Annotated in this window: 10 protein-coding genes; 1 reads left to right on the forward strand and 9 read right to left on the reverse strand. The window is 38.7% G+C overall.

Annotated features, from left to right (window positions below; translation table 11 throughout):
• Positions 1-166 precede the first annotated feature (166 nt).
• The 8 genes from RMA95_RS01350 to RMA95_RS01385 all read right to left on the reverse strand — a co-directional run bounded on the left by RMA95_RS01350 (position 167) and on the right by RMA95_RS01385 (position 10,548).
• On the reverse strand, positions 167-784 hold the full coding sequence (locus tag RMA95_RS01350; protein WP_311069375.1) for a cytochrome b/b6 domain-containing protein: 618 nt from the start codon (positions 782-784) through the stop codon (positions 167-169).
• Between the two features lie 136 nt (positions 785-920).
• Positions 921-1,883, reverse strand: a complete 963-nt coding sequence (sohB, locus tag RMA95_RS01355; protein WP_004700132.1) for a protease SohB — start codon at positions 1,881-1,883, stop codon at positions 921-923.
• Between the two features lie 146 nt (positions 1,884-2,029).
• Positions 2,030-2,932, reverse strand: a complete 903-nt coding sequence (gene pstB, locus RMA95_RS01360; protein ID WP_004700130.1) for a phosphate ABC transporter ATP-binding protein PstB — start codon at positions 2,930-2,932, stop codon at positions 2,030-2,032.
• 13 nt (positions 2,933-2,945) lie between these two features.
• The gene (gene pstA / locus RMA95_RS01365) at positions 2,946-4,343 is read right to left on the reverse strand and encodes a phosphate ABC transporter permease PstA (RefSeq protein WP_077169543.1); all 1,398 of its coding nucleotides are present in this window, start codon (positions 4,341-4,343) and stop codon (positions 2,946-2,948) included.
• Positions 4,340-5,719, reverse strand: coding sequence for a phosphate ABC transporter permease subunit PstC (gene pstC, locus RMA95_RS01370; protein WP_002052700.1), 1,380 nt, complete (start codon positions 5,717-5,719; stop codon positions 4,340-4,342). The genes pstA and pstC overlap by 4 nt, the downstream gene beginning before the upstream one ends.
• Positions 5,720-5,819: 100 nt before the next feature.
• Positions 5,820-6,851 carry a substrate-binding domain-containing protein gene (locus RMA95_RS01375; RefSeq protein WP_002052826.1) on the reverse strand — a complete coding sequence of 344 codons (1,032 nt, stop codon included), beginning with the start codon at positions 6,849-6,851 and terminating at the stop codon, positions 5,820-5,822.
• A 456-nt stretch (positions 6,852-7,307) separates the two neighbouring features.
• Positions 7,308-8,687: an amino acid permease gene (locus tag RMA95_RS01380; RefSeq protein WP_311069376.1), complete on the reverse strand. Its 1,380-nt coding sequence runs from the start codon at positions 8,685-8,687 to the stop codon at positions 7,308-7,310.
• 139 nt (positions 8,688-8,826) lie between these two features.
• Positions 8,827-10,548 carry a thiamine pyrophosphate-binding protein gene (locus tag RMA95_RS01385; RefSeq protein ID WP_311069377.1) on the reverse strand — a complete coding sequence of 574 codons (1,722 nt, stop codon included), beginning with the start codon at positions 10,546-10,548 and terminating at the stop codon, positions 8,827-8,829.
• 134 nt (positions 10,549-10,682) lie between these two features.
• On the opposite strand from RMA95_RS01385, the gene RMA95_RS01390 reads away from it, so the two are divergent.
• Positions 10,683-11,168, forward strand: a complete 486-nt coding sequence (locus tag RMA95_RS01390; RefSeq protein ID WP_000357090.1) for an Lrp/AsnC family transcriptional regulator — start codon at positions 10,683-10,685, stop codon at positions 11,166-11,168.
• A gap of 71 nt (positions 11,169-11,239) precedes the next feature.
• On the opposite strand, the gene RMA95_RS01395 is transcribed toward RMA95_RS01390, so the two are convergent.
• Positions 11,240-12,670, reverse strand: a complete 1,431-nt coding sequence (locus RMA95_RS01395; RefSeq protein ID WP_311069378.1) for an aldehyde dehydrogenase family protein — start codon at positions 12,668-12,670, stop codon at positions 11,240-11,242.
• Between the last annotated feature and the right edge of the window lie 91 nt (positions 12,671-12,761).

Genomic DNA, 12,761 nt, shown 5'->3' on the forward strand with positions numbered 1-12,761 from the left:
TAAATGTGTAACTTTTTAAATGAAACATCTAAAAGCTATTTTATTATTGCCTAAAATATCAAAATCACTTATCTACCACAATTCAATAAGTATATTTATCAACAATATTTTTTGAATTCTCATTAAAAAATATAACTTCAAACAGGATTCATATGCACCTTATATATTACATTCTTAAATAAACAAAGCTAAAAGCTCCGACAAGAACTAACACCAATAATGTCATAAATTTAGTTATTTTTTTATCTTCCCATGTCATTTTAAGCATAGTCCAGCCCTGAAAGCGTTTAGCAAGAATGCTATTTAAAATAAGCGTTGAAAGATGCAATATAACCAAAGCTAAAAATAAGTTTGCGAAAAATGAATGTAAGTCTCTCAAAGAATAAGTAAAGTGCTCTGTTCCATATCCAAGTGCTACAACAACAGGAATGAGTATGAAAATAAATACAATCGAAGCTTGAAATAACCCAATACTGATCAATTGAATTGAATTTTTCGAAAAAATACTTACTGAATTTGCATGACTAAACGGCTTTTTAATTGCGTTGAATGCCATACTGCTCCGCTTCTTTATGCCAAATGGCGCAGTATTTGAAATACGGGGACTTAAAAAATGCCAGATAACCCGTGTGGTAATACTCATCAGGAGGATATAACCAAACATCATATGCACCTGATGTAAGTCCTCACTATCTCCTGTAAAATAAGCACCAACAAACGCAACCATAATAATGATGTGTAAGATTCTTATAAGAATATCAATATGCGATAACGTTTTTGACATCACAAAACTCAAAAAATCAAAAATAATCACAACTTTGGCAATTGAAACTTAAACAAATATTAATCAAATAGATTTAATCACCCCCATAAAAAAAGAGCACCTATAAAGGTACTCTTTCGTTAAAAATATATCTTAATTAAAACTTCGTATCGCGCATTTGCACTAAAGTTGAATTCGCTTTTGCCAATGTATCTGCAACTTTATTCATTACCGCCGGAATCAAACTATCTGCCATTTGGGCCGCTTGTAGACCTAACTTTTCACCCAAAGTTGCCTTTTTACGTGTGTTAATCACATAGACATCATGCTGAGGTAACAACGCTAATAGATACTCATCAGAAGTTTCTAGTTTATCTACAAGGTTCAAATCTAAAGCATCTTGTCCATACCAATGCTCACCTGTAGCAACCTTGTCTACATTAAGCTGTGGACGGTACTTCTCTACAAAGTGCTTAAACAAGATATGTGTTTGTTGTAGCTCTTCTTCAAACTTCGCCTTACCTTCAGGTGTATTTTCACCAAACATGGTCACAGTACGCTTATATTGCCCTGCTGTATAAAGTTCGAAGTCAACGTTATGCTGTTTTAAAAGACGATTGAAATTTGGAACCTGAGCAACTACACCAATCGAACCAACAACAGCAAATGGCGCAGAAATAATTTCATTGGCAATACAAGCCATCATATAACCACCACTTGCAGCGACTTTGTCGACACAAATTGTTAAATGAAAACCTGCGTCACGCAAACGAACCAACTGAGCTGCTGCCAGTCCATAACCATGAACCATACCACCCGGACTTTCAAGGCGTACCACAACACGGTCCCGTCCGGCTTTAGCCGTTGCTAAAATAAGTGTGATTTCTTCACGAAGATTTTCAACTGCAGATGCCTGAATATCACCCTTAAAATCCAAAACAAAAATTTTCTGATTGTTCTTACGGCGGATTTTAGCTTCTTTCGCAAGTTGTTGAGCTAATTGTAAAAGCTCTAAACGACTTGCTGTCGTTTGTGCAATTTTTTTTCTCTGTTCATTTACACGTGCATTTAAATGACTAACACGTATTTCCGCAGGGAGTTTAGGCAAATGGAATAACATAAAATTCTATGCTCATAAGTTTGTCTTTATAGCCTTAAGATGTGGTTCTTTTGATTAAAATTCAATAGCGATTTTGCAAAATAGATTCATTTTCATTTATTAAATAAAAAAAGAGCACAAGGCTCTTTTTCTTTTACAGCTATAAATTAACCGAAACGGCCAGTAATGTAAGCTTCTGTCAATTGATGGTCAGGCTGGGTAAATACTTTTTCTGTAGAGTTTACTTCAATTAAATCACCTAAATGGAAGTAAGCTGTACGGTCTGAAACACGTGCTGCTTGTTGCATTGAGTGCGTTACAATCACAATCGTATATTGATCAGAAAGTTCTGAAATAAGCTCTTCCACTTTTGCTGTTGCAATTGGGTCAAGTGCAGAACATGGTTCATCCATCAAAATGACTTCAGGACTTACTGCAATCGTACGTGCAATACATAAACGTTGTTGCTGACCACCAGATAAACCTGTACCCGGCTGATTCAAACGATCTTTCACTTCTTCCCATAAGCCCGCTTTACGCAAGCTATTTTCAACGATTTCTTCTAAGTCGTATTTATCACGTGCTAGACCGTGTAGCTTTGGTCCATAAGCAACGTTATCAAAAATAGATTTAGGAAATGGGTTTGGCTTTTGGAATACCATGCCCACCTGAGCACGTAGCAATACAACGTCCAGATTTGGATCATAGATATTTTTATTATCTAAAGTGATCTTACCTGTTACACGGCAACCATCAATCGTATCATTCATACGATTTAGAGTACGTAGGAAAGTCGATTTACCACAACCTGATGGTCCAATGAATGCAATCACTTCATTTTGATAGATATCTAAATCAATGCCTTTAATTGCTTCAAAGTCGCCATAATAAACATGGGCATCTTGTGCACTAATTTTGATTTCTGTTGAGTTCTGCTTTTTTGAAGTTTGTGGTTCAAAATGCGAAACATATGAAGTGCCATGATTCAGCGGCTTATCTGTAAATTGAGATTGTTCAGTATTCACTAACTTATCCTTTTCTAAGGAATTCGTAATATCAATAGTATTCATTATTTATCCTCTATTACCAACGCACTTCGAACTTTTTACGTAACCAAATTGCAAGGCTGTTTAAACCAATCATTAATGCAAGAAGTACGATAATCGCAGCAGCAGTACGGCCTTCGAAGAAGTTACGCAACTCATTACCCTGCCATAAGTAAACTTGAACAGGTAAAGCAGTTGCTTGATCAAATGGAGTGGTTGGAATACTTGCAACGAATGCACTCATTCCGATTAAAAGTAACGGCGCAGTTTCACCAAGCGCATGTGCAACACCAATAATTGAACCTGTCATGATGCCCGGCATAGCCAAAGGTAAAACATGATGGAAAACGGTTTGTACTTTAGAAGCACCTAAACCGAGTGCAGCTTGTCGAATTGATGGTGGGACAGCTTTTAAAGACGCACGAGTTGTAATAATGACTGTTGGTAATGTCATTAAGCTTAATACCAAACCACCGACAAATGGAGCCGACAATGGTAAATGCATCCAACCAATAAAAATGGCTGCACCAAGTAAACCGAACACAATTGAAGGAACAGCTGCAAGGTTATTAATGTTGACTTCAATAATATCTGTAAGGACATTCTTTGGAGCAAACTCTTCCAGATAAATAGCACTCGCCACACCAATTGGAATCGAAATAATGATCACAATCAGCATCATAAATAACGAGCCCATGAATGCCCCTGCAAGACCACTAATTGCTGGTGAACTACGAGAGTCTGGATTTTTAAATAAGTTGGTATTAAACGTATTTTCGAGAATACCTTTTGCTTTCAAATCATCTGCAAGCTTACGGATTTCCGGATCAAGCTGTTGCTGGTCATCTGGTAATGAGCGGTCAATATTGCCTTTTAACCATACATCTACGTTAGCATCGCCTAAGAAAGTAAGGTTCTCTTTTTTACCAATCAGCGATGGGTCAGCAAATACCATGTCACGCAAACGATAAGCTTCAGAGCTTGCGTAAAGGCTACGTAAAGAATCACGTTGTGACTCAAGTGAAGGATCTTTAGCGACCATACCATTTACGATCAGGCTATCCCAATCCACCATACCCATTTTTGTTTGCCAAGCTACATAACGTTCTTGGTAATGCGCAGGTGTTTCACCTTGAGTACGTGCTGGCAATGGACCGGCATCAATCACTTTAGGATCGAAGTAAACTGGTACATTCATACTGGTTTGCCAAAAAGCAGGTAAACCTTTTGCCAAAATACTACCAAACAATAGCGCTACGAATGCAAGACCAATAACCACTGCCGATAAACCAGCAAAACGGAAAGCTTTTTCTTTGCGGTGACGTTTAGCCAATGACTTTTCAATCACTTTTTTACGGCGATCACGTGCTTGAGCAGCAGCTTGTGGATCAAATACGTTCTGATCCATAGGAGACGATGTATTTGATGTACTCATTCGTATTGCTCACGGTATTTACGCACAATGTACAGTGCAACAATGTTTAATCCCAAGGTGATTACAAAGAGTGTTAAACCCAGTGCAAATGCCACCAAGGCCTGTGGGCTTGCAAAATCGGTATCGCCAGTTAACTGTTTTACGATGGTTACGGTGACTGTCGAAACAGCTTCAAACGGATTTGCATGTAGAAGTGGACTGTTCCCCGCTGCCAAAACCACAATCATGGTTTCCCCCACGGCACGCGATACAGCCAATAAAAATGCCCCAGTAATACCCGGTAATGCTGCTGGTAAAACCACTTGGCGAATTGTTTCTGATTTGGTTGCGCCAAGTCCGAGTGAACCATCACGAAGTGCACGAGGAACTTGAGTAATAATGTCATCAGATAAAGATGAAACGAATGGGATAATCATGATTCCCATTACGAAACCGGCAGTCAGTGCACTGGTTGCGTTAATTTCGATACCAATATGAGCACCCACAGCTTTAAAGAATGGACCAATAATCATCATGGCAAAAACACCATAAACAATTGTTGGAATACCCGCTAAAACTTCAATCGTTGGTTTTGCCCATGAGCGTAGCCATGGTGAAGCATATTCAGCTAAATAAATCGCAATCATTAAGCCAACAGGTACAGCAACCAATAAAGCAATACCACTGACCATGAGCGTACCCCATAGCAATGGTAGTAACCCATAACTACCTTCAGCATTACCTGAAGTACTAAAGCCAGGGTTCCATTCTGTACCAAAGAAAAAGTCAATTGGACTTACAAAATGGAAGAAGCGCATTGCTTCACCAAACATCGACATTACGATGCCGATTGTGGTCAAAATTGCCACGCCAGAACACAAGATCAAACCAACATTAATGGCACGTTCAACTTGGTTACGTGCACGATATTCTTGGCTGATTTTTTTCTTTGCCCAGACTAAACCTAATAATGCAGCACATACAACAACGGCAAATTTGGCAAAAGAGCCAATAGTTTGAAATTTTGCATATTGCTGAGCAGCAGCCAACTCATAAGCTGCCGGATGATCACTTACCCCAAAACCAGAAGCAATCGCTTGAACTCGATCAACAAGTACACTTCTTGCTGCTTCATCAAGAGAAGCTGACACAGAAGCTGGAACATTATTAAAGATAATATGATTTAAAATATTTGGTTCAACTAAGTTCCAAATCATCAAAATTAAAAAAGCAGGGATACCGCACCAAAGTCCAACCAGTGCGCCATAATAACCAGGACGAGAATGTAATGTCGCCGAGTTGCTTCCCTTACCTGCTAGGTTACGGCTTTTTCTCAGCCCAAGTTGATATGCAATTGCCACAAGGGCTAACAACACACCGATAAGTAGCAGATTCATGTATTCTCCACTGTTTTCTCAATTGTCATAATTTGGGAAAAACGTGTTAGACAAAAAGGCTGATGATCACTTGGGATCACCAGCCCCTATTCAAAACAATTTATTTAACAGTTTTACCTGCTTTAAAGTCAGCTAAGACTTTAGCGCGTTCTGCATCAGACATCGCGATTAAACCGTCACGCTCAGCTTTAGAACCTTTACCAGTCGCTTTTTTGCTTAGGAAGTATTCTACATACTGTGGTAAACCTTTAACTGATTTTAAGTGTTCGCCTTTTACATAGAAGAATAATGGGCGAGATACAGGGTATGTACCATTTAACACAGTTTTCTCAGAAGGAAGTACGTTGTTTACTGATGCTACACGTAACTTGTCACGGTTCATGTCATAGAAACTTAAACCAAATACACCTACTGCACTTGGAGAAGTTTTTAAGCGAGCTAGAGTTTCTGTATAGTCGCCAGCAATTTCAATTACACGGCCGTCTTTACGGAAAGTCGAACATGCTTTCTTCTGAGCATCTTTATCTAGGTTTTTGAAGTATTCGTATGATTCACAACCAGCATCAACCATTTTTTCTTGGAAAACTTCACGCGTACCGTGGTTAGACGCAGGAATTACAAGCGTAATAGGTTCGTTAGGAAGTGATTTGTCAATTTGGTTCCAGTTTGTATAAGGGTTTGGAACCAATTTACCTTTTGAAGGTAACTGTGCAGCTAAAGCAGCAAACACATGGTAAGGTTTTAATTTATAAGCTGCTTTGTGTGAGCTAGACGCAAATACGATACCGTCATAACCGATTTTGATTTCTTGAATTTGTTTTACGCCAGCTTTGTTACAAGCTTCAATTTCTGTAGTTTTAATTTTACGAGAAGCGTTTGCAACGTCGATTGTGTTGTCACCAACGCCTTGACAGAATTGTTTTAAACCAGCAGAAGAACCACCAGAACCTACAACAGGAGTTTTAAATTGAGGGAATGTATTACCAAACTCTTCAGCTACAACGCTGGCAAACGGTAATACAGTTGAAGAACCAGCAATTTGAATCGTATCACGAGCTGCATTTGCAGTCGTTGTTACAGCGGCCCCAGTTACTGCTAACGCAATTGCGATTTGACGTGGATTTAAGCGCATTCTGTTCTCTCTCATTAATGCAATAGGTTGTACGTCACTTTTTGTTGAGTGCTTGTACGCTCTTCGATAGCTGCATTGTGAATAGAAAATATGACAAATAAGTTACAGTATGATGACGCTTTCATGATTTTTATAATGTTCATTGTCACATTTCTAAATCTATTTTATATCAATTATTTAATCTTATTTTATAAGGGTTGTGTTACCTCAATTTTATATTAAATATGACAATCACCCAAATTGATAAAATTACAATTATTCTTAAATTATAAAAGCTTAAAGAATTTAATAAATTGATATTACAAAGTTAATTTATTGACACATTTCTCAAATTTTTACATGTCATATTTATTTTTAAAAAATTATTTCGTTCTAACATGAAAATATTATGACAAAAAGATAAACGGTTACCTGCTCTTTGTCAGATAACCGCAATATCACTGTCAATTTAGCATATTAGTTTGATTGTATTTCTGGCATTGGGACCATTTTTTTGCGGTACTTCAAGAAATACATGATAGCTAAAGCCGCTAACCAAATAGGTCCTAAAATTACAGCCAGTCTCATATCTGGCGTCATCGCCATAATTATAAGAATGAAACATACAAAGCTAATGGTTAAATAATTACTCCATGGACTCATAATGCTTTGGAACTTAGTTTGGCGACGTTGTAATTTCATTGCTTTGGTAAATTTCAAATGCGTGACTGAAATCATAAGCCAGTTAATAACAAGTGCAGCCACAACCAACATCATAAAGAGCTGAAAAGCTTGACCAGGGATTAAATAGTTCACCACCACACAGACTGCTGTGATTGAGGCAGAAACAACTGCTGCTGGAACCGGAATACCACGGCTGTTTACTTTTTTCAAAATTGCCGGAGCATTACCCTGCTCTGCCAAACCATGCAACATACGGCTATTACAATAAATACAACTGTTATAAACCGAAATAGCAGCAATTAAGACCACAAAGTTCAGAACATTTGCTACGCCATTACTATTGAGTGACTGGAAAATCATGACAAATGGGCTACCGCCTTCTGCCACCATATTCCAAGGGTAAAGGCATAAAAGAATACCAATTGCACCAATATAAAAAATCAGGATGCGGTACACAATCTGGTTCACTGCTTTTGGAATTGTTGTTTCTGGTTTCTTGGTTTCTGCCGCCGCGATACCGATAAGCTCTAAGCCACCAAATGCGAACATAATCACAGCCAAAGCCATAATAAAGCCATGAATACCATGCGGGAAGAAACCACCGTGTTGCCATAAATTTGCAACACCAGCTTGTGGACCTGCTGAACCTGAAAATAATAGATAAGCACCAAAGCCAATCATGCTTAAAATGGCAACAATTTTAATGCACGAAAATAAGAACTCGGATTCCCCAAAAAAGCGGACATTTACCAAGTTAATGCCGTTAATTAAAATAAAGAAAAATAATGCAGTCATCCATGTCGGAATTTCAGGCCACCAAAACTGTATAAAAGTACCAATTGCACTCAGTTCGGCCATGCTCACCAGCACATACAGCACCCAATAGTTCCAGCCTGACATAAAACCAGCCATTTTGCCCCAATACTTGTTCGCAAAATAACTAAAAGAACCACTTACCGGTTCTTCAACAACCATTTCGCCCAAATGACGCATAATTAAAAAGGCAATCACCCCTGCAATTGCATATCCTAATAAAATTGAAGGACCAGCCAATTTAATTGTTTGAGAAAGACCTAAGAATAACCCTGTTCCGATCGCTCCTCCGAGTGCGATGAGTTGAATATGCCGATTGGATAAGCCTTGTTTTAACTCGTGCTTATTGTTTGCATCCATAACATTATCTCCAATGTTGGTGTCACTTCCTGTACACCTTTATTCAGCACCATATCCGAAGGTCAGAAACCGACCTTCGGACATAAGTTGCTTTAATATGAGTCCATTTAATTTTGAGAAGCCTTGTCCTGTCTTCTATTTAAAACGAGCTTGCATCCTTACATTTAACTGGCTGGGAACGCTCCTTTAAAATTTCGTAGCCACGATCGCCGTAGTCAAAACGTGCAATCACAGAAGCAAATTTTTTCAAACTTACTGGCGCATCCATTGCTGGTAGTTTTAATTCAATAAAAGTTAACTGGTCATTTTGCTGAACGTTGTCTAAAACGCTCTTTAGCTGCCCAGCGGTTTCAACTACATAAGTTGTATGACCCTTTTTACCGTTAAATACCGCTGGAATTTCAGTGTATTTCCAGTTTTGTACATCGTTATAGGCAGCGGTTTCACCCATAATTAAGCGCTCAATGGTGTAACCGCCATTGTTCAGCAAGAAAATAATTGGTTTTAAACCGTGACGGATAATTGTAGAAAGCTCTTGTACCGTAAGCTGGAAAGAACCATCGCCAATAAATAAAATTTGACGGCGTTCAGGAGCAGCTAACAAACTACCAAGCAAAGCCGGCAAGGTATAACCAATAGAGCCCCAAAGCGGCTGAGCAATATATTTAGCTGTCGCTGGAAGCTTGATACCCGACAAAGCAGAGTTTGATGTCCCGACTTCACCAATAATCACATCATCTTCTTTCAAGAACCCTGAAATGTAGTTCCAAAGCACATCTTGGCTAAGCTTCTGTTGAGCTGGAGCTTCAACTACTTTCTGAGGTTGTTTTTCAAGAAGAGGTGTTGAAGATTTACGTGGCGCAACTTTTTTATTTAGCTCGACAAGTAATTGTCCAATTTCAATACCCGGAAAATCCTGACCAAAAATATTTAAGCCATAAGATTTAATTTCGATGTAGTTCTTGGTCTCAATTTGATGCGTAAATACAGCTGAGCCTACATCGGTAAAGCGTGCACCAATACCAATTAGGCAGTCAGATTGCTCAATGATATTTTTCACATGCGGTTGGCTTGCCCCACCTACATAAGTGCCGATATAACGAGGTGAGCCCTCATCCATAATATTTTTTGCAGTATTCATACCTGCAAATGGAATTGAGCATTTTTGAGATAAATCATTTAAAAGCGACGTTACACCAAAAACTGAAGCTTCATTATCAATAAGAAGTGCTGGGCTTTGAGCATTCTCAATAATGTCACAAAGTTTTTTTACCACAGTTTGTAATAATTCAGGTTCAACAGCTGGGTAGCTTAAGTCGAGCGGACGTTCAGACACTTCAATTTTAACGTGGGTAATGTCGCCTGGTAGTTGAATGTGTACAGGACGGCGTTCAAGGAAACACTGACGTAACACACGATCAATTTCAAAAGCTGCATTTGCTGGAGTTAAACGAGTTTGGGCAACTGTAAACTCTTTCATACAGTTCATAATATTGTCGTAGTTACCATCGACAAGCGTGTGGTGTATGAGAGTGCCCTTTTGAACTGCATGTAAAGGTGGAATACCTGAGATATGAATAAGAGGTACATTTTCTGCATAGGCACCTGCAATACCATTAATCGCACTTAAGTCACCTACACCATAAGTGGTTGCCAAGGCAGAAAAACCGTTAATTCGTGCATAACCGTCTGCTGCATAGGCAGCATTTAATTCATTACAATTTCCAATAAATTCGAGTTGTGGGTCTGCTTCAACTTGTTCTAGATATGAGAGGTTAAAATCACCAGGTACACCAAAAAGATGTTGGATACCCATTTGTTTTAGACGAAGATTTAAAAATTCACCAATTTCTATGAACATTGCTCTATATCCTTTGAGACCAATTTTTATTCCATAGAAAAATAATATTTCATCTATCTTTTAGATTTCGTGCATAATGAAAACGCATTTTAATAAAAATACATGATTTGTGTATCATAAAAGGATTTTATGCAATGGATAAGTTCGACTGGCAAATCATTCAGGCACTACAAAAGAATGGACGACTCACCAATCAGGAAATTGGAGATTTAATCGGTTTATCTGCTTCACAATGTTCAAGACGACGTCAATTGCTTGAGCAAAAAGGCGTAATTCTCGGTTACACGGCGCGCATTCAGCAACAGGCGCTAGGGCTGGAAGTTACAGCAATGATTCACATTAATTTAAGGACACACGAGGCAAAATCACAACAAGCTTTTCAAGAGCTGATTGAAGCTGAAGACAACATTCAAGATGCGTTTTCAATTAGTGGCGATGCAGATTTTATTTTAAAAGTTGTTGCTGAAAACTTAGAACAGCTTTCCCAATTTGTGACTGAAAGATTGCTTTCTTATAATTTTATAGGACACATAAAGTCTTACATTGTTCTTAAAAAAATTAAAGAACAGAATCATTTTTTAATCAAACCTAAAAGCATGAGCTATCATCACTCCCAATAAGCAAGCGAAGCTTTTCTCCCATATAGATAAAAATAAAAAGGCGGATACTAGATCCGCCTTAAAATGAATATTTAGACTTTACTGATATGAACCGTTTGTCCAATCGTATTTTCAAGTAAACCTTCTAAGCCAAACTCAGCACCTAAGCCTGACATTTTCCAGCCACCAAAAGGTGCATGAGGCAGGACTTCTGCATGGGTATTGATCCAAACAGTGCCACATTGAAGCTGAGTAGCATAAGTTTGAGCAGCTTTAATATCGGAAGACCAGATTGATCCACCCAAACCAAACTCGCTGTCATTGGCACGGGCAATTGCATCGTTGATATCGGTATATTTTAAAACAGGCAACACTGGACCAAATTGCTCTTCTTGTACCACGCGGCAAGAGTCAGAAACTTCAGTCAAAATAGTTGGCGCAATAAAGTAACCCTGATCTGGAACTTGTTGTTGTCCAGAAAGTACTTTTGCACCCTGTTCAATCGCTTCAGCAATAAGAGCTTTTACCTTGTTATATTGCATTTGGTTTTGTACTGGACCAAATGTTGTAGAAGACGCCATACCATCACCCACAACTTGAGCATTGGCAATATCAGCTAACTTTTGAGATAAAGCCTCATATTGGCTTTCATGCACGTACAGACGCTTTAAAGCTGCACATGTTTGACCAGCGTTTAAGAACGCCATATTAAAAATATTGGCTGCAATTTCATCGATATTTGCATCTGGCAATACAATACCAGCATCATTACCACCCAACTCTAAAGTTAAGTGTTTTAACTGCTGAGCTGCACCAGCCATAATGTGCTGACCTGTTCGAGTTGATCCCGTAAATACAACTTTTTGTACATCTGGATGAGAAGATAATGCTTCACCAATCTCACCAGCACCAACCACAATTGAAATAACACCAGCAGGAACTTCTTGCTGAATGATTTCACATAAACGTAAAGTCGATAATGGTGTGTATTCAGAAGGTTTACTAATGACAACGTTACCTGCGCGTAAAGCAGGCATGATATGCCAAACCGCAATCATGAGTGGCCAGTTCCATGGCGTAATTGAAGCCACTACACCTAATGGTTGGCGATGGCGCTCAATACGCTTAGTTTCACTGTCTTCAATAACTTCTACAGGTAAATCCATTGCAGCGGCATAGCGTGTCCAACCAATTGCACCCTGCACTTCCATTTGCGCAAGTGCCAATGGCTTACCCTGTTCAAGCACAACCAACTCTGCAAGCATTTCAGCGTGCTTTTCAATGCCATCTGCAATCTTGTTTAATATTGATTTACGCTCTTCGTGTGAAACTTGTTGCCAAGCTTTAGATGCTTGTTTAGCAGCACTCACTGCCTGGTTTACCTGCGCAACCGATGCTTTTGCACAACGTGCAGCAGTTAAGCCAGTAGCGGGGTTAAGAATTTCTAGTTCACCTTGTTCACCTGAACAAAGTTGACCGCCAATAATGAGTTTAAATTCATTGAGCATATTCGCTTGTTGCATTTCTTCTTCCTTGTCTTAATTGTAATTACAGCCACTTACTTTTTTCAGTTAAAGCGGGATTATTTAAAGTGAGTACGATATTGATATATCA

Source organism: Acinetobacter sp. V110_1 (assembly GCF_031798975.1).
In the GTDB taxonomy this organism is placed as follows: Bacteria; Pseudomonadota; Gammaproteobacteria; order Pseudomonadales; family Moraxellaceae; genus Acinetobacter; species Acinetobacter nosocomialis_A.

Bases quoted from the DNA above. Each gene is read 5' to 3' on its own strand.
- RMA95_RS01375 (WP_002052826.1), bottom strand. From the start codon at position 6,851: ATGCGCTTAAATCCACGTCAAATCGCAATTGCGTTAGCAGTAACTGGG.
- RMA95_RS01390 (WP_000357090.1), top strand. From the start codon at position 10,683: ATGGATAAGTTCGACTGGCAAATCATTCAGGCACTACAAAAGAATGGA.
- pstA (WP_077169543.1), bottom strand. From the start codon at position 4,343: ATGAGTACATCAAATACATCGTCTCCTATGGATCAGAACGTATTTGAT.
- pstC (WP_002052700.1), bottom strand. From the start codon at position 5,719: ATGAATCTGCTACTTATCGGTGTGTTGTTAGCCCTTGTGGCAATTGCA.
- pstB (WP_004700130.1), bottom strand. From the start codon at position 2,932: ATGAATACTATTGATATTACGAATTCCTTAGAAAAGGATAAGTTAGTG.
- RMA95_RS01395 (WP_311069378.1), bottom strand. From the start codon at position 12,670: ATGCAACAAGCGAATATGCTCAATGAATTTAAACTCATTATTGGCGGT.
- RMA95_RS01380 (WP_311069376.1), bottom strand. From the start codon at position 8,687: ATGGATGCAAACAATAAGCACGAGTTAAAACAAGGCTTATCCAATCGG.
- RMA95_RS01350 (WP_311069375.1), bottom strand. From the start codon at position 784: ATGTCAAAAACGTTATCGCATATTGATATTCTTATAAGAATCTTACAC.
- RMA95_RS01385 (WP_311069377.1), bottom strand. From the start codon at position 10,548: ATGTTCATAGAAATTGGTGAATTTTTAAATCTTCGTCTAAAACAAATG.
- sohB (WP_004700132.1), bottom strand. From the start codon at position 1,883: ATGTTATTCCATTTGCCTAAACTCCCTGCGGAAATACGTGTTAGTCAT.